The organism is Ferrimonas sediminicola, from assembly GCF_005116715.1.
GTDB lineage: Bacteria > Pseudomonadota > Gammaproteobacteria > Enterobacterales > Shewanellaceae > Ferrimonas > Ferrimonas sediminicola.
This window is the reverse complement of sequence record NZ_SWCI01000002.1, coordinates 379,108-398,457: the sequence shown is the minus strand read 5'-3', so window position 1 is coordinate 398,457 and position 19,350 is coordinate 379,108. Positions and strand designations below refer to the sequence as shown.

General features: G+C 62.2%; 22 protein-coding genes. 13 read left to right on the top strand and 9 right to left on the bottom strand.

Translation table 11 applies throughout. From position 1 onward, the window contains the following. Positions 1-68: 68 nt before the first annotated feature. Positions 69-644, bottom strand: coding sequence for a TetR/AcrR family transcriptional regulator (locus FCL40_RS05260; protein WP_136852046.1), 576 nt, complete (start codon positions 642-644; stop codon positions 69-71). Positions 645-725: 81 nt separating this feature from the next. On the opposite strand from FCL40_RS05260, the gene FCL40_RS05255 reads away from it, so the two are divergent. The 3 genes from FCL40_RS05255 (at position 726) to FCL40_RS05245 (ending at position 2,778) form a co-directional block, all read left to right on the top strand. After that, the gene (locus FCL40_RS05255; protein WP_136852044.1) at positions 726-1,328 is read left to right on the top strand and encodes a glutathione S-transferase family protein; all 603 of its coding nucleotides are present in this window, start codon (positions 726-728) and stop codon (positions 1,326-1,328) included. A 12-nt stretch (positions 1,329-1,340) separates the two neighbouring features. Then, entirely contained in the window at positions 1,341-2,006 is a 666-nt protein-coding gene (locus FCL40_RS05250; RefSeq protein ID WP_136852042.1) for a glutathione S-transferase family protein, read from the top strand. A gap of 220 nt (positions 2,007-2,226) precedes the next feature. Then, positions 2,227-2,778: a DUF1415 domain-containing protein gene (locus FCL40_RS05245; protein ID WP_267873501.1), complete on the top strand. Its 552-nt coding sequence runs from the start codon at positions 2,227-2,229 to the stop codon at positions 2,776-2,778. Between the two features lie 29 nt (positions 2,779-2,807). Here the strand turns inward: FCL40_RS05245 and FCL40_RS05240 are convergent, their stop codons facing one another. The 5 genes from FCL40_RS05240 to maoP all read right to left on the bottom strand — a co-directional run bounded on the left by FCL40_RS05240 (position 2,808) and on the right by maoP (position 7,320). Continuing rightward, positions 2,808-3,320, bottom strand: a complete 513-nt coding sequence (locus FCL40_RS05240) for an aminoacyl-tRNA deacylase (RefSeq protein WP_136852038.1) — start codon at positions 3,318-3,320, stop codon at positions 2,808-2,810. Between the two features lie 105 nt (positions 3,321-3,425). Continuing rightward, positions 3,426-3,881, bottom strand: coding sequence for an FKBP-type peptidyl-prolyl cis-trans isomerase (locus tag FCL40_RS05235; protein WP_136852036.1), 456 nt, complete (start codon positions 3,879-3,881; stop codon positions 3,426-3,428). 99 nt (positions 3,882-3,980) lie between these two features. Next, entirely contained in the window at positions 3,981-5,981 is a 2,001-nt protein-coding gene (locus FCL40_RS05230) for a flavohemoglobin expression-modulating QEGLA motif protein (protein WP_136852034.1), read from the bottom strand. Next, positions 5,959-7,002 (bottom strand): glutathione synthase, encoded by a 1,044-nt coding sequence (gene gshB, locus FCL40_RS05225; protein WP_136852032.1) that lies wholly within the window; start codon positions 7,000-7,002, stop codon positions 5,959-5,961. The genes FCL40_RS05230 and gshB overlap by 23 nt, the downstream gene beginning before the upstream one ends. Positions 7,003-7,017: 15 nt before the next feature. Further along, positions 7,018-7,320 carry a DUF413 domain-containing protein gene (maoP, locus tag FCL40_RS05220; RefSeq protein ID WP_205729090.1) on the bottom strand — a complete coding sequence of 101 codons (303 nt, stop codon included), beginning with the start codon at positions 7,318-7,320 and terminating at the stop codon, positions 7,018-7,020. A 207-nt stretch (positions 7,321-7,527) separates the two neighbouring features. On the opposite strand from maoP, the gene FCL40_RS05215 reads away from it, so the two are divergent. Then, positions 7,528-8,412, top strand: coding sequence for a LysR family transcriptional regulator (locus FCL40_RS05215; protein ID WP_136852028.1), 885 nt, complete (start codon positions 7,528-7,530; stop codon positions 8,410-8,412). Here FCL40_RS05215 and FCL40_RS05210 read toward each other — a convergent pair. Continuing rightward, the gene (locus FCL40_RS05210) at positions 8,409-8,618 is read right to left on the bottom strand and encodes a hypothetical protein (protein ID WP_136852026.1); all 210 of its coding nucleotides are present in this window, start codon (positions 8,616-8,618) and stop codon (positions 8,409-8,411) included. The two genes, FCL40_RS05215 and FCL40_RS05210, sit on opposite strands and share 4 nt — an antisense overlap. Before the next feature lie 382 nt (positions 8,619-9,000). Between FCL40_RS05210 and FCL40_RS05205 the strand changes: the two genes are divergently transcribed. The 9 genes from FCL40_RS05205 (at position 9,001) to FCL40_RS05165 (ending at position 16,236) form a co-directional block, all read left to right on the top strand. Then, on the top strand, positions 9,001-10,692 hold the full coding sequence (locus tag FCL40_RS05205; RefSeq protein ID WP_136852024.1) for an alanine/glycine:cation symporter family protein: 1,692 nt from the start codon (positions 9,001-9,003) through the stop codon (positions 10,690-10,692). 172 nt (positions 10,693-10,864) lie between these two features. After that, positions 10,865-11,185, top strand: a complete 321-nt coding sequence (locus FCL40_RS05200) for a zinc ribbon domain-containing protein (RefSeq protein WP_136852022.1) — start codon at positions 10,865-10,867, stop codon at positions 11,183-11,185. Between the two features lie 2 nt (positions 11,186-11,187). After that, positions 11,188-11,460, top strand: a complete 273-nt coding sequence (locus tag FCL40_RS05195; RefSeq protein ID WP_136852020.1) for a YeaC family protein — start codon at positions 11,188-11,190, stop codon at positions 11,458-11,460. Positions 11,461-11,463: 3 nt separating this feature from the next. Next, a complete protein-coding gene (locus FCL40_RS05190; protein ID WP_136852018.1) occupies positions 11,464-11,928 on the top strand; it encodes a CreA family protein in 465 nt (154 codons plus the stop codon). A gap of 79 nt (positions 11,929-12,007) precedes the next feature. Continuing rightward, the gene (locus tag FCL40_RS05185; RefSeq protein ID WP_136852016.1) at positions 12,008-12,364 is read left to right on the top strand and encodes a CidA/LrgA family protein; all 357 of its coding nucleotides are present in this window, start codon (positions 12,008-12,010) and stop codon (positions 12,362-12,364) included. Next, on the top strand, positions 12,354-13,088 hold the full coding sequence (locus FCL40_RS05180) for an LrgB family protein (protein WP_136852014.1): 735 nt from the start codon (positions 12,354-12,356) through the stop codon (positions 13,086-13,088). Before FCL40_RS05185 ends, FCL40_RS05180 begins: the two co-directional genes overlap by 11 nt. 325 nt (positions 13,089-13,413) lie before the next feature. Beyond that, positions 13,414-14,616, top strand: coding sequence for an EAL domain-containing protein (locus FCL40_RS05175; protein WP_169307008.1), 1,203 nt, complete (start codon positions 13,414-13,416; stop codon positions 14,614-14,616). Between the two features lie 99 nt (positions 14,617-14,715). Continuing rightward, positions 14,716-15,150: an MAPEG family protein gene (locus FCL40_RS05170; protein WP_136852011.1), complete on the top strand. Its 435-nt coding sequence runs from the start codon at positions 14,716-14,718 to the stop codon at positions 15,148-15,150. A 135-nt stretch (positions 15,151-15,285) separates the two neighbouring features. Then, complete coding sequence (locus FCL40_RS05165; protein WP_136852009.1) at positions 15,286-16,236, top strand: Acg family FMN-binding oxidoreductase; 951 nt, start codon at positions 15,286-15,288, stop codon at positions 16,234-16,236. Positions 16,237-16,289: 53 nt separating this feature from the next. Here FCL40_RS05165 and ansA read toward each other — a convergent pair whose 3' ends face one another. Further along, positions 16,290-17,300 (bottom strand): asparaginase, encoded by a 1,011-nt coding sequence (gene ansA / locus FCL40_RS05160; RefSeq protein ID WP_136852007.1) that lies wholly within the window; start codon positions 17,298-17,300, stop codon positions 16,290-16,292. A gap of 118 nt (positions 17,301-17,418) precedes the next feature. Then, positions 17,419-19,251: a signal peptide peptidase SppA gene (gene sppA, locus FCL40_RS05155; RefSeq protein ID WP_136852005.1), complete on the bottom strand. Its 1,833-nt coding sequence runs from the start codon at positions 19,249-19,251 to the stop codon at positions 17,419-17,421. Positions 19,252-19,350: the final 99 nt, after the last annotated feature.

The following is a 19,350-nucleotide window of genomic DNA, read 5'->3' as shown; positions in this document are numbered from 1 at the left end:
GTCCCGTCAATTGGTGGAGAGGACAATGATAGCCTGCAACAGGCTTAACCGAGGCTGTACGGGTTGCGCTACTGCTGGTGCAGCAGGGTAACAATTTGCGTCAGCGCCGGGATGACCCGCTCCGCCTGGCCGGCTCTGAGCAACACCCGAATCCCCTGAATCTGCAGCACCAGCCAGTGAGCCAGGGTGTCTGGATCCGCCGTCTGTCTCAGCTCGCCTCGGCTGCGGGCCCGCTCGAGTGCCTGCTTCAGGGCCTGGTGCAGTCCATCGAACACCTCGTCGGAGAGTTTGGCCACCTGCTCATCCAGTTGACGCCGTTCCAGCAGGGCGCTCTGGACGAAGCAGCCCAGCCCCGGCCTGGCGTCCTGCGCCATCTGATGCAGGAACGCCTCGATCTCCTTCAGCCCCGCCCCCTCGCCAAGCAGGGGCAGCAGTTTGGGTCTGGAGTGGCTGGCGAGGTAGTGGCGCAGGCACAGGTGGTAGAGCCGCTTCTTGTCGCCAAAGCTGTTGTAGAGGCTGAAACGGTTGATCCCCAGGTGTTCCACCAGGTTGGCCACCGAGGTCGCCTCGTACCCCCTTGTCCAGAACAGCTCCATCGCCCGTTCCAGTACCTCCTCCCGATCGAAGCTGCATTGCCTGGCCATGGTTCCTCCAGAATTTCTTGACCGTTCGTTTAGATATCGCTAGATTCTATTCTAAACGATCGTTCTGAAAAAGGAGTCTCAATGAAGATCCACCAGATGGCACCCACTCCAAACTGTTTGCGAGTCAGCCTGTTTCTCGCCGAGGCTGGCCTGGAGGTCCCGCGCCAGGAGGTCAATATTCGCGAGGGGGAGAATCTCAGCCCCGAGTTTCGGCGGCTCAGTGCCAACGGCCTGGTGCCGGTGTTGGAACTGGACGATGGCACCACCCTATGTGAAAGCCTGGCCATCTGCCGCTACTTTGATGCCATCGGCCCCACCGGGCTGTTTGGCCACACCCCCTTGGAGCAGGGGCTGGTGGAGATGTGGACTCGCCTGGTGGAACACCAGGGGCTGATCCCGGCGTTCCAGGCGTTTCGCAACCTGACCGGGGTCTACGCCGATCGGGAAACCTGCGTGGAAGCCTGGGGCCAGGAGTCAAAGAGTCGGCTGTACGCCTTCCTGCCCAAGCTGGAGAGCCGGCTGGCGCAGGCAACCTACCTGGCCGGAGATCGGTTCAGCGTGGCCGACATCACCGCCTGGACCCTGCTGGCTTTCATGGCTCGGGCCGGTTTTGACCTCGATCAGGACTACCCCAACATCGCGCGCTGGCGCGCCCGGGTGGCCTCCCGTCCCGCCTTCCAGTAACAAGGAGCTGTCATGATCGATCTCTATACCGCGGCAACGCCCAATGGTTACAAGGTCTCCATCGCCCTGGAGGAGATGGGGCTGGCCTACCGGGTGCACCATCTGGACCTGATGGCCCTGGAGCAGAAGAATCCCGAGTTCCTCGCCATCAACCCCAACGGCCGCATCCCGGCCATCGTCGACCGGGACAACGATGATTTTGCCGTGTTCGAGTCCGGCGCCATCCTGCTCTACCTGGCGGAAAAAACCGGACGCTTCCTTCCCGACGATCCCAAGGAGCGCTCCCGGGTGATCCAGTGGCTGATGTTTCAGATGGGGGGCGTTGGGCCGATGATGGGGCAGGCCAATGTGTTCTATCGCTACTTCCCGGAGAAGATCCCCGCCGCCATTGAACGCTACCAGAAGGAGGGACGGCGTCTGTTCGAGGTGATGGAGGCGCAGCTGGCCAAGACCCGCTATCTCACCAGGGAGTACTCCATCGCCGATATGGCTACCTGGCCGTGGGTGCGCACTCACGAGTGGAGTGGGGTCTCCATCGCCGGGTTGCCCAACTTGCAGCGCTGGCTGGAGGAGCTGGCGCAAAGACCGGCCTGCCAGAGGGGGATCATGATACCCCCGCCCGCCGAGATGACCGATGAGGAGCGCGCCGAGGCGATCGCTAAGATGGTGACCCGCTAGCGTCTGCTGTGGGGCCTGGACGTTGCCGTCAAAACCCGGCCGCCGTAGCAGGCTCCATCTTTCTTGATGCCGGTCGCTCCCCATTGTTGCTCTGGTCGTTGCCGCTCCATCGCCCTTTCGTCCCAGGCGCGGGTTGTCCTGACCACCCTGGGGCACAGTCCGATGCTGTGCTATTCTTCCCGCCGTTCGGGCCGCCCTGGCCCGAGAAAGGAGAATTCGCGTGACCGATCATCAGGCCCTGAGCCAGACCCGGGAGTGGGTCGAGCGGGTCATCATGAAATACAATATCTGCCCCTTTGCCCGCGCCGAGGTGGAGCGGGACAGCATCCGTTACGCCGAGATCGACGCGACGGCATTGCCCGAAGCGCTGGAGGCGGTGATCGCCGAATGCCACTACCTGGATGGCCACCCGGAAGTGGAGACCACCCTGTGCGTGTTCACCCGGGGCTTTGCTTCCTTCGACCACTACCTGGAGCTGGCCGAGCTGGCCAATGGCCTGCTGGCGCTGCAGGGCTACCAGGGGGTGTATCAACTGGCCAGCTTCCACCCCGACTACTGCTTCGACGGTGAACCCGAGGAGGACCCGGCCAACTTCACCAACCGCTCTCCCTGGCCGACCCTGCACCTGATCCGGGAGGAGAGCATGGCCCGGGCGCTGGCGCAGCATGACGACCCCGAGGGGATCCCCGAGAGAAACATCCGTTTCGCCCGCAAGCGCGGGGCCGGGTTCTTCCTGTCGCGGCTGGCCTCCATCCGCAGCGACGGCCAATAGAAAGGGCGCCCGCGGGCGCCCTTGTCGGTCTATTGCCAATCCCAGGCGCGCCTGGGCTTCTCGTTGGCCACCGTGGTGGCACTGAAGTGACCGTGGGCCTGGTTGGCCATCAGCGCCTGCATCCCCTTGCGGCTGATGCGGATCAGGTGCTCGTGATCGCCGGCTTCCAGGTAGATGTGCTCCTCGTTGCACAGGTCATCTTCGTAGACGGCCATCAGATCATAGGGTTTGCCGACAGGGGGGACGGCCCCCAGTTCGCAATCGTTGAACTGGCCCTTGAGTTTGGACTCAGGGATCAGATGCAGCTCCCGTTTGAGCTGATCGCTCAGCTTCTGGATTACCACCCGGCTGGCGGCGGGTACCACCGCCAGGATGCGGCGGCCTTCGTTGTCCTCCAGCACCACCGACTTGGCGGTCTGGCGGGCCGGAACACCGGCATTGGTGGCGGATTGAATGGACGACTGGCTGTGGGCATGGGGAACCAACTGATATTGAACCCCAAGGGAATCGAGATAGTCGATAACTTTAATGGCGGCGCCCATAGGAACCTCCTTGGTATTGGGTCTCCCTTAAAGTGTATACCAGCGGCTGTGGATCGGCAGCCAAGGGTGTGCGTCCTCTGGCTGAACGGATTTCGGCGCCCGGAGTCAGTTCAGCGGATTGGCCGTTTCGCCCTGCGGCGCGGCGACCTTGCACACATAGACGTCAAAGATGACGGTCTTGCCCGCCAGGGGGTGATTGGCATCCAGCGTCAGGGTGTCGCCGTCGATGGCGGTGAGGGTCAGTTCCATCGGGCCCTGATCGGTGTCCGCCTGGATCTGCATCCCCACCTTGAGCTGGTCCGTCCCCTTGATGATGGCGGCGGGAACCTGTTTCACCAGCGCCGGGTCATGGTCGCCGAAGGCCAGTTCCGGCGTCAGGGTCACGGTCAGGTGATCGCCGGCCTTGTGCCCCAGCAGCACCTCCTCCAAGCCATCCGCCAGTTGCCCCTGGCCGTGGACATACTCCAAGGGATCGGTGCGTGACACCACGTCCACCTTCTCGCCGGTGACCAGGCGAAGGGTGTAGGCGATGGATACGACGCGGTTGTTTTCAATATGCACATCGGGCTCCCGTGAGGATCAGATCACCAGCATACTGCATAGCGTCCCCCGGCGCACAGAAAAAGGGTCACCACCCGGTGACCCTTTGCTGTTGTCGGCTCAGTGGCGCAGGCTCCTGACCAGGTACTGAATGATGGGATCCGCCCCTTTTTCCGCTTTCAGCGCCACCAGCGACGCGGGGGCGGTAAGCCAGCAGCGTTGGCACAGCTCCTCCAGCAGGTCCAGATTCTCCAGAGAGGCCTTGCCGGCCAGCAGTGGCGCCAGCGAGCGGTTGTCCGCCAACTCGAGGATCTTCAAGAAGCCGGTCAGGTACTGGTAGTCCTTGGTCAGTCCGCCGGCCCGGTACACCCTGACGGCCACGTCGAAGGCGCTGTCCTGGTTCAACCTGGCCTCGTCAACCAGCATCTGCATGGTCATCTCGAAGTTGTTGTCCACCAGCATCGAGTCCACCGCCAGCACCCGGCTTGCCAGGGTCTTCAGGCGCTCCAGGGTCAGGGTGCCACCGCAGTACTCGGCCATGATCGCCAGCCCCTCCTGGGTCTGGTTAGCGCCGGGAAGGCCCAGGTTCAGCACCTGCAGAGGCTGGCGCCGTCCATTGAGGGTGGTCGCCACGTGGATACCCAACTCGTGCAGTTCCAGCGCCGACAGCTCCCTGTCGGTGTAGCTGCGGTTCTTGTTGATCAGCAGCGAGGGTTTCCCCTTGCCGGAGACCACCATCGCCTTCGCCGCCAGGCGGCTGCTCAGCTGTACCCGGCAACTGAGTCCCCAGCCGTCGGCGCACAGCTGCAGGCGGTGTACCGCCTGCTCGGCGCTGACCGCCGGCTTGTTCTGCTCATCGGTGGGCAGCGGGGCCGCCTGCAGCAGGAAGCGCGCCTTCTGCACCGCCTCCAGATCCGGCCGGCCGTAGTAGCGCAGGCTGGCGTAGCGAAACTCCTCACTGCCCACCGAGGTCAGCATATCCACCCTACGGGAGAGGTTGTCGGCGATGCCCTGATAGAGGTCGCGGATGGCGGGATCGGAGATCCGTTCGAAGGGAAGCTGGTAGAGCTTCTCCTTGAACAGGAAGGGATCCATCGTCAGCGGCTTGTACCGGAACCTCGGGCTGTAGCGGGCGCAGCCACTGCGGTAGCGGCGTCGCTCCTGCTCGGTGTTGAGCGGGTTCAGGTAGGGCAGGGTTTCCAATCCCTTGCCGATGGCGGCCAACTGCCGGTCCAGTTCAAGCACGTCCGGATCGATCACCTGACTCAGCATCTGGTGTTTGTTGGCCTTGACCCTCTTGTTGTGGCGCTGGTCAAAGTAGGCCGCGGTCTGGGTAAACGCCTCCTTCATCCCCATGCTCAGGGACTGAACCACCAGGGGGAACAGGGAACCCTGCTCCTCGTCCATGTACACCTTCTTCACCTCGGTAGGCAGCACCAGGGTGCGGTCAAACCGGGCGTTGGTGTGGGCGATCAGGTAGCCCCGGCCCTGGAACACTTCATCCAGGCTGGCGTTGACCTCGACGTCGGGCAACTGGATTCTGCCCAGCTCCCGGCAGAATCGCTGCACCACCGAGCCCCAGCGCTCCATATCGATCTGGGCGGTGCCCACATTGAACACCGGGGTTGGCCGGTCGATGCGCCGGTAGTTGTAGCTGTGGATGTCGTACACCAGCACGTTGCGGTGCAGGCTCTCCAGTTTCTGAATCAGCGCATCGTACAGCCGATAGAAGGTCAGGTGCTTGTTCTGGCTGGCCGCACGCTGCTTGTCGCTCAGGGCACGGCGCCATACCTGCTTGCTCCAGGCCGACTTGTAGTAGGTGCTTAGCGCCCGGGGGCGGTTGAGGTCATACTCGAACCTGGAGTCCCGGCCGACCAGGGTGATCGGCTGTGACGAGATAAACTGGTCGGTGGCCGGATCCTCCTCGAAGTAGCGCTCCTGGTCGCTCAGCAGGCAGTTGTCCGCCAGTTCCCGCCTGAGCCGACCGCCGGCATGGATGGCGGTCGCCACCACCGGCAGGTAGGCGTCAACCTTGATCTCCAGGCTTCCCTCCACCACGGCGGTGAAGGGGATGGCGGCCTCGATCCGCGCGATCGATTCAGTCAGGGATAATGTTTGCATCAAGAATCGCCTGACGGTAGTCGGACTTGCGCTGCAGCAGCAGTTCGCGGCTGTTGATGATGTTCTCGACCCAGTCAATGACCTGGCGCTGCAGCCGAGTGCGATTGAGCTTGTTGATGCGGGTGATGCCGCCGGGGCTGAGGACATTGACCTCCAGCAGCTTGTCGCCGATCACATCCAGGCCAACAAAGTAGAGGCCGTCGCGCACCAGTTTGGGGCCCACGGTGGCACACAGCTGCTTCTCCTGACGAGTCAGGGTGTGTTTGACCTCCTTGCCGCCGGCATGGATGTTGGAGCGGACGTCCCCCTTGGCCGGGACCCGGCGCATGGCGCCGATCGGCTCGCCGTTGAGCATCAGGATCCGCTTGTCGCCCTCCTCGGCGCCCTCGATGTAGTCCTGGAGAATGACGTAGTTGGTCTTGTCGCCGGAGCCGATGTAGAAGTCCAGCAGGGAGCTGACGCTCTGCTGGGCACTCTTCTCTATGACGATGACGCCATGGCCACCGTAACCGTTAAGGGGCTTGAGGATCATCTTGCCTGCGTCATTCTCCTCCAACACCTGCATCAGGTACTCCTTGTTCTTGGAGACGTGGGTGTTGGGAATGAACCGGCCGGCGGGTCCGGACCAGCCGGCGGTGTACAGCTTATTGTTGGCAATACGCAGCCCCTCCAGATCATTGATGATCAGAGTGTCCTGCTTGATGGAGTCCAGGAAGTTGAGCGCCAGGGTGTCCAGCGGCGGGTTGGCCCGCATAAAGATGCAGTCAAACCCGGCCATCGGCAGCTTGACCCGGCGCATCTCTGCGGTGGCGTAGAAACGCTCCGCCTTATCAGAGACTGCGCGGTTTTTGATGATGACGTCGCAAAAGCCATACACGGTGGAATCGCGCATGGTCAGGCTGTTGGGGGTCGTGATCGCGACGGTATGCCCCCGCAGGGCGCACTCATGGATCAGGCGCAGAGTGGAGTCAAAGGCAGGGTCGATACGCTGCCAGGGGTACATGAGAAAACAGATGTTCATCGAGCCTGCCCAAAATTAATCATCATCAATGGGGGTATCCAGATCAAAGCTGACGCTTGATGCGTCGTGCAGTGTGTAAAAACGGGGTTTGCCGTGGGCCAACTTCTGGTATTTGAGCCAGACCCGCTCCAGCGGGGTTTCGGCGTCCGCCCTGGCCTGACACACCTCCTGGAAACGGCGCTCGGTGTCCGACAGGGGATCAATCTGTCCCGTGGCCAGTTTCAGCATGGTGTCGCCAAAGTTGGTGAGCAGGTTGCTCTCGCCTATGGTGAAGTCGCCGGAGCGATTGAACCCCCTGGCGTACCTTTTGTTGTCCACAAAGATTCTGCTACCGAAACGAAAATCGACGTCAGACATGGCAAACCCCAATTAAAATTAAACAATTCAATATTTTGAGAACAATTTCTCAAGGCATGAGATCGCGCGAAAGATAGATCTGAAACTCCCCAAAGAAAAACGATAAATTTCTATCGTCTCGATAAAAATTCATTGTTAACATCGGCCCAGAAAACCGTTGGAGTCACCATGGACGTCAAAGTCTTTAAAACCTTTCTGGAAGTGGCCAAGGAGCGTCACTTTGGTCGGGCTGCCGAGAGCCTGAACATCACCCAGGCGGCGGTCAGTGCTCGCATCAAACAACTGGAGGAGTATTTCGACGCCACCCTGTTTGTGCGCCAGCGCAACAACATTCGTCTGACCTCCACCGGGGAGCGGCTGGTGCGCTACGCCGAGGTGATGGTCACCACCCTGCAGCAGGCCAAGGACGATCTGAAGCTGGCCAAGGGGGACCAGGCCCAGCTGACCCTGGCGGGTACCCCCAATATCTGGGATGCCTACCTGCAGCACTGTCTGGGGGTGATCACCGAGTCGATGAGCGGCTACGCTTTCAGCGCCGACACCCTGAGCCAGGAGCAGGTCAACCGCGCCCTGCTGCAGCGGACCCTGGATATGGGGATCCTGTTTGAACCGGTGAAATCGGAGTTGCTGCAATGCAGCGAGGTCGCCAGGCTGGAGCTGGTGCTGGTCAGCACCCGCAGTGAGTCGATGGAGCAAGCCCTGGCGGGTGAGTACATCTATGTGGATTGGGGGGTGCAGTTTGCCCAGGAGCATGCGGCGCTGCATGCCGACGCGCCGCCTCCGGCGATGCGCACCAGCAGCGCCCGCATCGCGCTGGACATTTTGTTGAAAAGGGGCGGCGCCGCCTATCTGCCGCTCTCCATGGTGGAGCCGTTCCTGGAGAGTGGCCAGCTGCACAGGCTGTGTGAATCCAGCCTGTTGGGGCGGGAGGTCTACCTGGCCTATCGCAAGGACTCTCCGTTGCTGGACGGCATCCTTCGGGTGGAAGCCAGGCTGTCTGCGACCTCGCCCGCCGGGGGCTACACCCTGCAAGCCGCCGCCGACAACCTCTAGTCGTGGCCCTGGTGACAGCTCAGGCAGCTCATCCCTTGGGCGTCCAAATGGCCGGATTCGGCCATCGCCTCGGTGCCGTGGCAGCTGTGGCAATCGGCCTCATCGGCCAACGCCGGTGGTACCAAGATCAACGCTGCCAGCATCAGGGGCAGCGACAGCACTACCGCCCAGGGGATGGGGCGGGGCAGATATCTGAGCTTGCTCATATTTACTCCTTGGCTTGGTGACGAACTTGGGTCTGGCTCCAGCATAAACCGCCCAACCCTGCGGGTTTCTGAACGACGCCGCCGATCGGCCATCGGTTATCTCTTTGCCAGGGTTCGGCCCGGGACGGGCTAAGACGCCACTTTTTCTTTACAAATCGCCACGGACGATCCGGCGGTGTACGCCCGTACCACAACGCACTATTTGGCCTTGCCGCCATCCTGTCAGGACACTCTGCTAGGGTGGGGCCGCTGCGACGGGTAATCCCGCTGTTGCTGGCCCCGGTGGACGATCTTGAGCCCGAAGGAGGCTTGTTGATAGGGTAGGGAGGACAAAACATACCGGGCCCGGGAAACGGCCCCGAACAATAATAAGGAAATCGTTTTGCAGGCAATTAACCACTACCTCCTGACCCTTGATGGGTTTCTTGGCTCCGCAGCCTGGTTCCCCTGGGTGCTGCTGGGGGTGGGTCTGTTCTTCACCCTCTACCTGGGCTTCCCGCAGATCCGCTATTTCGGCCGCGCCTGGAGCATCGTACGGGGCAAACATGACCACTCCAAAATGGCGGGCGACACCAGTCACTTCCAGGCCTTGTCCACCGCACTCTCCGGTACCGTCGGCACCGGCAACATCGGGGGCGTCGGCCTGGCGATCTTTCTCGGTGGCCCGGCGGCGCTGTTCTGGATGTGGATGACCGCCTTTCTGGGGATGACCACCAAGTTCGTCGAGGTTACCCTGTCCCACAAGTACCGGGAGAAGACCGATGACGGCACCATGGCCGGCGGCCCGATGTACTTTATGGACAAGGCGCTGAACATGAAGTGGCTGGCGGTGATCTTCGCCCTGGCCACCATTGTCAGCTCCTTCGGTACCGGCAACATGCCGCAGGTGAACAACATCGCCGTCTCCATGGAGGCGACCTTCGGCATCGCCCCGGTGGTGACCGGCGCCGTGCTTTCCATCCTGCTGGCACTGGTGATCCTCGGGGGGATCAGCCGCATCGCCAAGGTGACCGCCACCCTGGTGCCCTTCATGTCGGTGCTCTACGTCATCGGTGCCCTGGCGGTGATCATCTACAACCTCGACAACCTGGCTTCCTCCTTCGTGTCGGTCTTCGCCGATGCCTTTACCGGCTCCGCCGCCACCGGCGGCTTCCTGGGGGCGACCTTCGCCTACGCCTTTAACCGCGGCGTCAACCGTGGCCTGTTTTCCAACGAAGCGGGTCAGGGCAGCGCGCCCATTGCCCACGCCGCCGCCAGGGCCGATGAGCCGGTGTCCGAGGGGATGGTGTCCATCCTCGAGCCCTTTATCGACACCATCATCGTCTGTACCCTCACCGGCATGGTGATCCTCTCCTCCGGAGTGTGGACGGAAAAGCACCACAACACCTTCCAGACTGCGGATGTGGAGTATGTCCAGGGACACTACAGCGATGCCATCGACGTCGACAAGAGCGAGCTGTTCCACTACCTGACCGGCCAGGAATCCAGGGTGCAGGCCTACAACGGCGTCATCGTCATTCGTGACGGCGAGGCGGTCAACCAGGACTTCACCCTCATTGCGGCGCGCTCCGTGGCCGAAGAGGTTCGCTACACCGTCAAGGGGTTCCCGTTTACCGGCAACCTGGAGATCGCTCAGGGCAAACCCCTGGATCTGGATGTGACCATCGAGGGACGCTCGCTGCTGCACTCGGCGGAGCTGACCACCAAGGCCTTCACCCGGGGCTACTTCGGGGAGTATGGCCAGTACGTGGTCTCCATCGGCCTGCTGCTGTTCGCATTCTCGACGGCCATTGCCTGGTCCTACTACGGTGACCGCGCGGTGACCTATCTGTTCGGCAGCCGTTGGATCCTCACCTACCGGGTGTTCTACGTGGCGGGCTTCATGATCGCCGCGGTGGCGGACACCACCATCGTCTGGAACCTGGCGGCGGTGTCCATCGTACTGATGACCCTGCCGAACCTGTTCGGCATCCTGCTGCTGTCCAAGGAGATGAAGGACACCGTGGCCGGCTACTGGTCCACCTCGCCGGACGTGGAGCACGAGGGGAGCAAGGGCCAGACACCGGCCGAGTAGTGCCAAACCCTGGTAAAACGCCGCTCCTGAGGGCGGCGTTTTTGTTTGCGGCCCGGCACCGGCAGGGCGCGGGCGACGAAACCCTTTACCTTGGCAATCGCCTCTGTAATAGTGGGCGGCGCATGACAGCCCCGACCTGCGCCGGTCGGAGCCCAGATGACAAGGAGTGGACATGGCGTTAATTGATTGCCCCGCCTGTGGCAAACGCATCTCGGACAAGGCAAAAAGTTGCAGCCACTGCAAAGTGGTGCTCGATGGTAACAGCGAACAGATTGAATCGGCCCAGCGCATCGCCTCCATCAACAGGAAAACCCAGCTGATGAATCACAGCTTCCTGGCCCTGCTGGCCTTTGTCGGCGGCTTTGCCCTGTGGTTCTGGGGCGGCGAACAGGCAGAGAACTGGCGTAAGCCCGCCGGCATCGGCCTGATGGCCGTGGGTTTCGTGGGTTATCTGGTGACCCGGGTAAGAATTGCGTTGAACAAGAGGGGATAACAATGGAGTGGCAACAACTGGCGGCCAGCATGGATCCGGAACTGGCGCATAAACTGCAGACGGCGGTGGAGATTGGCAAGTGGCCCGATGGCACCAGGGTGACGGAGGAACAGCGCGAGGCCGCCATGCAGGCGCTGATCCTGTGGCAGTCAAACCACAACACCGACAACCAGCACCTGACCGTTGGTCGCGATGGCGAGATCAACCATCTCTCCAAGGATGTGCTCAAGCACCAGTTCGACGATAACCAGATCACCCGCCTGAAACCGGAGTAGCCGATGAGAGCCTGGATGCTGGCCGTCGCGGCCCTGGCCCTCGGCGGCTGTGACAACAACGAGGTGGGGGATGTCTCCCTGGGACTGTTTACCACCAAGGACATCAAGGTGGAGGTGTTGCGGGACCCCATAGTGACCGGCGTGACCTGTCACATCTCCAACGTCGAGGCGGATCTGGATCTTGCCGATCCCAGTGACATGGGGATCGCCTGTCGCCAGACCGGCGAGATCACCCCACAGATGATCGCCGCCATCGACAAGGGCAAGTCTGGCGAGGTGGTGTTCAAAAAGTCCAAGAGCGTGCTGTTCAAGAGCCTCAAGATCAGGCGAATCCTCGATGCTGACAACCAGACTCTGCTCTACATCGCCTACAGCACCAAGGAGACCAAGGGCAGCTACAAGCATTCGCTGTCCACCGTGCCGCTGTGGGGCACCCGGGCCTACAGGGCCAGAGGGGAGCATCACTGACGGGGTGAAAAGGCGCGAGGGGCCCGCTGACCCCTCCCGGCGAGATTGAAAGCGTCAACAGGATGTTGCGAGGCGATCGGTGAGTGTTGTAAATGGATTTAGTCTGATTCTTGTCTATCAACTGGCGGGAGAGGTGAGCGTACGGCTGCTGGGGTTGCCGTTGCCAGGGCCGCTGATGGGGATGCTGATGCTGTTCTGTACCCTGGTGGCCAACCGCAGGCTGGCGCGGGGGCTGGAGGGGGTGTCGGCCACCCTGCTGGGACACCTCTCTCTGCTGTTCGTGCCCGCTGGCGTGGGGGTGATCACCCATGTGCCGACCCTGCAGCAGCAGGGGATGGCCATCGTCGCGGCGATGGTGGTCAGCACCCTGCTGACCCTGGCGGTGAGCGCCCTGCTGATGAAGTGGCTGCTGGGGAGCACCGTCGATGAGCGCTGAGTTGGACGCCATCTGGCTCTACCTGGCCGCCAGTCCCCTGCTGGGGTTGCTGCTGACCCTGCTGGCCTATCAGTTTGCCTGTGAGCTTCACCGTCGCTGCGGCAGTACCCCTCTGCTGAATCCGGTGGCGGTCTCCTGCACCCTGATCATCCTGGTGCTGCTGCTGGCGGACATCCCCTATCGCCACTACTTCGAAGGGGCCCAGTTCGTCCACTTCCTGCTGGGGCCGGCGATCGTCGCCCTGGCGGTTCCCCTGTACCAGCAACTGGCCCGCCTCAGGGCGCTGCTGTTGCCTTTGGGGGTGGTGTTGGTGCTGGGATCGCTGCTGAGCGCCGCCAGTGCCCTGATCACCGCCGCGCTGCTCGGCGCCGACGAGATCACCCTGAAGTCACTGGCCCCCAAGTCGGTGACCACCCCGGTGGCCATGGGGATCACCGAGGCCGTGGGCGGGGAGCCCTCCCTGACCGCCTTCATCGTGGTGACCACCGGCATCATCGGGGCGATCCTCGGTCCCTGGGTATTTCGCCGCCTGGGGATCGCGGACGAGCGCATCCAGGGGATCGCCTTGGGGCTGGCCGGTCATGGCATCGGCACCGCCCGGGCCTTCCAGATCGGCGTGCAGGCAGGGTCCTTCTCCGGGCTGACCATGGCACTGTCCGCCCTGCTAAACGGTGTGTTCTTGCCCTGGCTGATGGGACTGATGGGCTTGGGAGCACCGGGCTGAACCGCCGCTGATGATGGCCGGTGTTGCGATTATCTGTGGAATCATTCGAACCGGATTTGTCGGTGCGGCCGCGGAATAATGGGGAATATTTCCGTGGTTGGCCTTTTTTACAACTGTCTTGGCTAAAACTGAGATCTGCGCACTATCGATTGCAGATTTTAGAAATTAGAGTTTCAGTCAGCCTAAGAGAGCGCGGTACAACTTATTGAAGTTGCTGAACATATATAACATTGTTCGGGCGCTTTGAGGGACAAGGATGCTAGGGACATTGGGCGGGACCACAAGGTTACCGCCAGCCACTTTGCCACCAACATTGGACATCTCTATGAGCGCCAGGGCCATAACAAGACGCGAACTGGAAAGCGCGCTGCACAAGCGGGAGTTTGAGTTCTACTACCAGCCAAAGGTCTCCATGGTCACCGGAGAGATCTGTGGCGCCGAAGCCCTGATTCGCTGGATCAAGCCGGACGGCACCCTGGTGCTGCCCGGTGCCTTCATTCCCCAGGCTGAGTCCAACGGCTTCATCAACCGGCTGACCCTGTGCATGGTCCAACGCCTTATCGAGGATATTGACCGGATCAACCAACGGGGTGTGCCTCTGCCCATCTCTTTCAACGTATCCGCCCACGACTTTCAGAACCGCAAGCTGGTGAACCTGCTGATGGCGGCGATAGAGCGGGGCGAGATCATCCCTGAGCAACTGGAGATCGAGCTGACAGAAACCGTGGTGCTCAACGACTGTCCGGTGGTGATCGACAACCTGAACACGCTGAAGACGCTGGGCATTCGCCTGGTGATGGATGACTACTGCCGCGGCTTCTCCAACCTGGGCACCCTGGCCCGCTGGCCCTTCAGTACCATCAAAATCGACAAATCCATCATCAGCCAGGTCGAACAGTCCGAAAAGGAGCTCTCCATCGTCCAGTCCAGCATCCAGATGGCCCACAACATGGATCTGGATATCGTCGCCGAGGGGGTGGAGACCGAGTCCTGCTACCGGTTGCTGCAAAACACCGGATGCAGCGTGGCCCAGGGATACTGGATCAGCCCGCCGCTGCCCATGGCCAGCTTCCTCAGTTTTCTCAAGGAGGGGCGTCACTGGCCGTCGCAACTGCTCGGCATGCTGCATATGGCCCAACTCGACCATATTCAGTGGCGTAAGTCGGTGATCGACAGCGTCTACTACCTGGACATGATCTCCGACGTCCAAGGGTTCAGCTGGCCGGAAGCGCACCATACTCAGTGCCGCCTGGGGAAGTGGCTCTACGGACCGGGCCGGTGCTTCTCTAACACCATCTGGTTTAATAAGCTCCATCAGAGCCACAAGGATCTGCACCACACCCTGGCAGAGCTGATGGTGGCGGTCGACGGTGGCCACACTGGCCAGCAACTGACGGCACTGGTGCGCAAACTGTCGCGGCAGTCGGACCTGGTGATGCAGATGCTCCATGAACTGGAGCACTACCTGGTGGAGCAGAGGCTGGTGCGCGAGCAGCGTGCCAGCCTAGACGAGGTGGCCGTCCTGTAATGCCTGCAGCGGCACTGCCCTGATTCAGGGCCGGGTTGACCCTTTTCCTAAGGTGTGAGTTACTGAAACCCTAGCCCATTTTATCGACAGGGAGTTGATATGCCCGAACCCACCCCGCTGCTTGGGCCGGTGGTCGCCCTGATCGCCTGGTCACTGATGATGTGGCTGTGGATGTACCTCACCCGGGTGCCCGCCATCCTCGAAGCCGGCATGAAGTTGGACCCACAGGCCCCCCGTGGCCGGCAGATGGACCAGTTGCCCGCCCGGGTCCGCTGGAAGGCGGACAACTACAACCACCTGATGGAGCAGCCCACCCTGTTCTATCCGCTGATCCTGTGCCTGGCCTGGTTGGGGGAGCAGGGCGCCCTGGTGTTGGCCCTGGCCTGGGCCTATGTGCTGCTCAGGGTGATCCACAGCCTGGTGCAGGCGCTGGGGAACCGGGTGCAGCTGAGGTTTGTGGTGTACGTGCTCTCCAATATCCCCTTGTTTGCCTTGACGGTATTGGTCTGCATCCCGCTGATATCGGGTTCATAATGATATAAGCCTTAATGTTTCCCGTGGGTTGCGGTGACCGCGGGTACCGACTACCTCTGTCGGTCAAGTTTCCCTGTCGCTCTGATCGGTTACCGATTAAATTTGGGTTGATGGCGCATCGAATTGGGAGGTCCCATGGATAAAGAGATTGCCCGCAAGCTGGTGCACAGTGCCGCACTGGCGCCTTCCAGTCATAACTCTCAGCCGTGGCGCTTTCGCGTCCAGGGTGACCGGTTGGAGATGCTGGCAGACCGCAGCCGCGCCCTGCCCATCAATGACCCCAACGACAGGGAGCTGCTGATCAGCTGCGGCTGTGCGCTGATGAACCTGCGGCTGACGGCTCTCCAGCAGGGGGTCGCCCTCGATCTGCAGCTGCTCCCCGATGCCGATGATCCCGATCTGCTCGCGCGACTGCGGGCGGATGGCAACCGCCCTGTCGCGACGCCGGAAGCCAGGCTGGCAGCACTGATTCAGGCGCGCCATACCGATCGGGGCGGCTACGCCCGGGACCTGCCGGCGCCGGGCCTGGGGGGGACACTGGCCAAACTGGTGGCGCAGGAGGGCGCCCGTCTCCTGCCCATTACCGACGAAGGCGTGCGCCGGCAACTGGCCCAACTGGTGGCCGAGGGCGACAGAACGCTCTGGGCCGACCCGAGGTGGCGCCGGGAGCTGGCCAAGTGGATGCACCCCTATGTTCGGGGAGAGGGGCTCGGGGTACCCCGGCCCTGGGTGTTCCTGGCCCGGGCCGCGGTCCGCTGGCTCAACCTGGGGGCATTGATGGCCAGGAGAGACAGCGAGCTGCTGGAGAAGGCGCCCATGTTGGCGATGCTTTTCACCGAAGGAGACACATCGCGGGAGTGGTTGCAGGCCGGGCAGGCGTTGCAGAAGCTGTTGCTGGGGGCCTGCGAGCAGGGTTACCAGGCGTCCTTTTTCAACCAGGTGATGCAGGTGGCGCCGATCCGGCAGCGCTTGGCGTCGGTGGTCGGCCAGGGAACGCCGCAGATCCTGCTCAGGGTTGGGCGCCCGCTGCGGGCGAGTGAGCCGACCCCGAGACGCACCCTGGACAGTGTCCTGGGGCCGGCCTAGTCCGGCTCCACCCCTGACAAGCCCCCGTTTCGGGGGCTTTTTGCCCTTGGTGGCTAGCGGCTCAGTTCGCCGCGCAGGCTCTGCTCCATGGCGTCGATGCGTTGCTGGAAGGTCAGGGGCTGGCTTAGCAGGAAGTGCAGCTTGGCCAGGGCCGCCTCGGTGGTCATGTCGTAGCCACTGATCACCCCGGCCCGGGACAGGGCGTTGCCGGTGGCGTAGCCGCTCATGTTCACCTTGCCCTGCAGGCACTGGGTCAGGTTGACGATGATCACCTGGCGCTTGCGGGCGGCGCGAAACAGCTCCAGCAACTCGGGTCTTTGCGGGGCATTACCCACGCCGAACGAGAGCAGGATCAGGGCCTTGACCGGCTGCTGCAGGATGTTGCGGATCACCTCGGAGGAGATCCCCGGGTAGAGGGTCACCACTCCCACCGGCTGGGGCGTGATGGGATGTACTCGCAGTGGGCCGGTCGATTCCAGCAGGGTCACCCCGGGACCGGACTGGATGTGGATCCCGGCTTCCAGCAGTGGCGGCAGATTCGGGCTGTCGAAGGCGTCAAAGCCGTCGGCGTGGACCTTGGTGGTGCGGTTGCCGCGGAACAACTTGTTGTTGAAGAACAGGCATACCTCGCCGATGGGGTGGTTGGCGGCCAGGTAGAGGGCATTCAGCAGGTTGTGCTGGCCATCGGATCTAAGTTCGGCGAAGGGGATCTGGGACCCGGTCACCACCACAGGTTTGGTCAGCCCCTCCAGCATGAAGGAGAGGGCGGAGGCGGTGAAGGCCATGGTATCGGTGCCGTGCAGGATCACGAAACCATCGAACTGGTCATAGCGGGCCTGGATGTCGTCGGCGATGTGCTGCCAGTCCTCCGGGGTCATGTTGGCCGAGTCCATCAGTACGTCATACTCGTTGATGACGAACTCCGGCATCTCCTCCCGCTGGAACTCGGGGTTGGCCTTGACCCGCTCGGTCAAAAAGCCCGCGGTGGGGGCGTAGCCCTGGTCGGTTTTCTGCATACCGATGGTGCCACCGGTATAGGCGATGTAGATCCGTTTTTTTGTCATTATGCTCAAAGGGGTAGGCCGGGATGGCCGGATTATAGGCCCTGCGGCAGGGGAGTGCAAAAGGCCTCCCGAAGGAGGCCTCTGGCTGGCGACGGTCGTCGTCATGCATGTCGCTGCCCTAAAGCTCGCTGCACTCCAGGCACAGCATGTAGGCGTTTTGCGGGTCGGAGAGGGTCAGCTGCTGCTGTAGCGGACCCAGCACCGACTGCTTGAGCAGGCTCATCAGGCGGCTGTTGCCGCTCTCCGGCATCTCAATGGCGGCGTTTTTCATGATCTCGCGGATGATCTGCTGCTCCGGAGTCAGCTCCTTCTCGATCAGCACCCGGTCATAGTCGCCGAGCCCGGCGATCTCGGCGGCGCCTGCGACGGCGTCATCCAGGCTGCCCAACTCATCCACCAGTCCCAGCTCCTTGGCGGCGGTGCCGCTCCAGACCCGGCCCTGGGCCATCTCATCGACCTGCTCGGCCGGGATGCCGCGGGCGCTGGACACCAGGTTGATGAAGTCGGCGTAACCCTTGTTCAGGTTCATCTGCATGATCCGCTTGAAGGCGTCGGGCAGGGGCTTGAACACGTTCAGTCCCGCCATCTCTGTGGTGCCCACCCCGTCCATGTTGACGCCGATGGTCTTGGCGGTCTCCTCGAAGGTCTGGATGATGCCGATGATGCCGATGGAGCCGGTGATGGTGTTCGGCTGGGCGTAGATGCGGTCGGCGTTGGCGGAGATCCAGTAGCCGCCGGACGCTGCCACCGAGCCCATGGAGGAGACCACGGTCTTGCCGGCGGCCTTCAGCGCCAGGATCTCCTGACGAATCTGCTCGGAGGCGAACACGCTGCCGCCGGGGCTGTCGACCCGGATCACCACCGCCTTCACCTGGTCATCCTCGCGGGCCTGGCGCAGCAACTTGGACAGGGAGTAGCCGCCGACGGTCCCGGCCGGCTGGTCACCAGGCAGGATCGGACCCTGGGCGACCACCACCGCCACCTGGTCGCGACCGGGCAGCTGGATCTCGGGCAGCATCTGACCCAGGTAATCCTCCCAGCCGATGCCGTTGAACTTGCTGTCGTCGTCGGCCTTGGCGCCGAAACGCTCAAACAGCTGGTCACGCATCTGCACCGAGGTGAGGACGCTGTCGACCATGCCGTTGGCCAGGGCGTAATCGCTGAAGTCGCCATCAACCTCCTCCAGGGCGGCTTCCAGCTGCGCCAGGTTGCGGTCCAGCAGCCCCTCAGGCAGGCTGCGGTTGGCGTTGACCGTGGCCTTGTAGCGACCCCAGATGTCTTCCAGCAGGGCGGTGTTGGCCTCTTTGGCCGGCTCGGACATTTCTTTCAGGTAATAGCTCTCGGCGAAGGATTTGTACTTGCCGACGCGGAACAGGTGGGTCTTGACCCCAATCTTGTCCAGCAGATCCTTGTAGAACAGGCGATACATCCCCATCCCCTGGATGGCAACGGTACCGGCGGTGTTGAGCTGAATCTCATCGGCGAAGGTGGCCAGCAGGTAGGGGCCCTGGGAGTACCAGCCGGACTGGGCGATCACCGGTTTACCGCTGTCGCGGAAGCGGGCCAGGGCCCGGCCCACCAGCTCCAGCTTGGCGCTGCCGCCTTGGACGCCACCGGGGCGCAGTACGATGCCGGCGATGCGATCATCCTCGGCGGCGGCTTCGATCACCTTGAGCAGGTCACCGATGACGATCTCCTGCTCGTCATCGGCGCCGCCGGCCAGCATCTTGAAGGGGTCAATATCTCGCGGCTGCTCCACCAGTTTGCCTTCGAGGTTCAGCACCAGTGCCGCCCCCTCGGGAACCTGGGGCACCTGGTCCTGGCTGATGCCGACCAGGATGACAGCCAGCAGCCCGAAGAACACCAGGTTGAGGATCAGCCGTCGGGTACCGTTGATGGCGGACCACACAAAGGCGAGCAGCCGAACCGGTAATGATCGTTTCTGAGGCATGCGTATCTCTATCCTTAAACTATTGACCTTTCTATATTACAGGCGCCCAGCGCCCATGTCAGACTGCAATTGTAAGGCTTTTTAAAGTGGCGCCCACGA

Bases quoted from the DNA above. Each gene is read 5' to 3' on its own strand.
- FCL40_RS05260 (WP_136852046.1), bottom strand. From the start codon at position 644: ATGGCCAGGCAATGCAGCTTCGATCGGGAGGAGGTACTGGAACGGGCG.
- FCL40_RS05255 (WP_136852044.1), top strand. From the start codon at position 726: ATGAAGATCCACCAGATGGCACCCACTCCAAACTGTTTGCGAGTCAGC.
- FCL40_RS05250 (WP_136852042.1), top strand. From the start codon at position 1,341: ATGATCGATCTCTATACCGCGGCAACGCCCAATGGTTACAAGGTCTCC.
- FCL40_RS05240 (WP_136852038.1), bottom strand. From the start codon at position 3,320: ATGGGCGCCGCCATTAAAGTTATCGACTATCTCGATTCCCTTGGGGTT.
- FCL40_RS05230 (WP_136852034.1), bottom strand. From the start codon at position 5,981: ATGCAAACATTATCCCTGACTGAATCGATCGCGCGGATCGAGGCCGCC.
- gshB (WP_136852032.1), bottom strand. From the start codon at position 7,002: ATGAACATCTGTTTTCTCATGTACCCCTGGCAGCGTATCGACCCTGCC.
- FCL40_RS05215 (WP_136852028.1), top strand. From the start codon at position 7,528: ATGGACGTCAAAGTCTTTAAAACCTTTCTGGAAGTGGCCAAGGAGCGT.
- FCL40_RS05210 (WP_136852026.1), bottom strand. From the start codon at position 8,618: ATGAGCAAGCTCAGATATCTGCCCCGCCCCATCCCCTGGGCGGTAGTG.
- FCL40_RS05200 (WP_136852022.1), top strand. From the start codon at position 10,865: ATGGCGTTAATTGATTGCCCCGCCTGTGGCAAACGCATCTCGGACAAG.
- FCL40_RS05195 (WP_136852020.1), top strand. From the start codon at position 11,188: ATGGAGTGGCAACAACTGGCGGCCAGCATGGATCCGGAACTGGCGCAT.
- FCL40_RS05190 (WP_136852018.1), top strand. From the start codon at position 11,464: ATGAGAGCCTGGATGCTGGCCGTCGCGGCCCTGGCCCTCGGCGGCTGT.
- FCL40_RS05180 (WP_136852014.1), top strand. From the start codon at position 12,354: ATGAGCGCTGAGTTGGACGCCATCTGGCTCTACCTGGCCGCCAGTCCC.
- FCL40_RS05175 (WP_169307008.1), top strand. From the start codon at position 13,414: ATGAGCGCCAGGGCCATAACAAGACGCGAACTGGAAAGCGCGCTGCAC.
- FCL40_RS05170 (WP_136852011.1), top strand. From the start codon at position 14,716: ATGCCCGAACCCACCCCGCTGCTTGGGCCGGTGGTCGCCCTGATCGCC.
- FCL40_RS05165 (WP_136852009.1), top strand. From the start codon at position 15,286: ATGGATAAAGAGATTGCCCGCAAGCTGGTGCACAGTGCCGCACTGGCG.
- ansA (WP_136852007.1), bottom strand. From the start codon at position 17,300: ATGACAAAAAAACGGATCTACATCGCCTATACCGGTGGCACCATCGGT.
- sppA (WP_136852005.1), bottom strand. From the start codon at position 19,251: ATGCCTCAGAAACGATCATTACCGGTTCGGCTGCTCGCCTTTGTGTGG.